Here is a 716-nt window from a genome sequence, read left to right as displayed (position 1 = left end):
ACCCTTTCGGTATGGATTTTTCCATATGTTATAACTTTATGTAATTTACTTCATTCCCAATCAAATTCATCAATACTGCTTTTGATCTCCGTTGAAACAGAACTATCATTTTTCAAATCGCGCATAAGTTCAGCAAACATTTCACGCTTTGGATTTTTCATATCATTATAGCAGCGGTGCACCATCCATATATTATGTGGAGTTGGATTTTTTCTTACCGAAGAAATCAGTAATTCTTCATACCCATGTTTATAAAATTGCTCCACAAAATGAACCAGATCTCCCGGCATTCCAAAATCAACCAGTGGATTTGTAGCTATGATTTCTAAAATCGGCTCCACTAATTCAAAAGGTTCTGGATATTGATTAATAGCATCTATCAGATCATCCTCAATATAATATTCTTCATATGGTTTTGCCGCATTTTTCAATCCAACAATTATCTGCTCTTTCGTCATAAGTCCATACCTCCTCAAAAAATTCGTTTTTCTCTCTGGCTTCATGGCAATAAGGACTATTCCACTAATAAGGCTTTTTGCCAAAATCTTACTTATTTTTTCATGTTCTTGTCAGCATACGAATATAGCTTATCCCAGAAAGCCTCATAATCATTGTTCAGTGCTAGTTTTGAATAACAGCTATCTATCCCATCTTGCGACACGTCACCTTCCAATTCAATTAAAGCCTGTGCTTCCGTAGTCACCCCTATATCAGTC

1 protein-coding gene is annotated in these 716 nt (G+C 35.6%); it reads right to left on the bottom strand.

Going from position 1 to position 716, the window contains the following annotated elements; genetic code table 11:
- Positions 1 to 50: 50 nt before the first annotated feature.
- Complete coding sequence (locus HMPREF0373_RS06200; protein ID WP_044963178.1) at positions 51 to 458, bottom strand: hypothetical protein; 408 nt, start codon at positions 456 to 458, stop codon at positions 51 to 53.
- Positions 459 to 716: the final 258 nt, after the last annotated feature.

Source organism: Eubacterium ramulus ATCC 29099, assembly GCF_000469345.1.
GTDB lineage: Bacteria > Bacillota > Clostridia > Lachnospirales > Lachnospiraceae > Eubacterium_I > Eubacterium_I ramulus.
The sequence above is the reverse complement of the archived record's forward strand: the minus strand, read 5'-3'. Positions and strand labels throughout refer to the sequence as shown.

Excerpts from the sequence above, each read along its gene's own strand:
- HMPREF0373_RS06200 (WP_044963178.1), bottom strand. The coding sequence starts at position 458 with ATGACGAAAGAGCAGATAATTGTTGGATTGAAAAATGCGGCAAAACCA.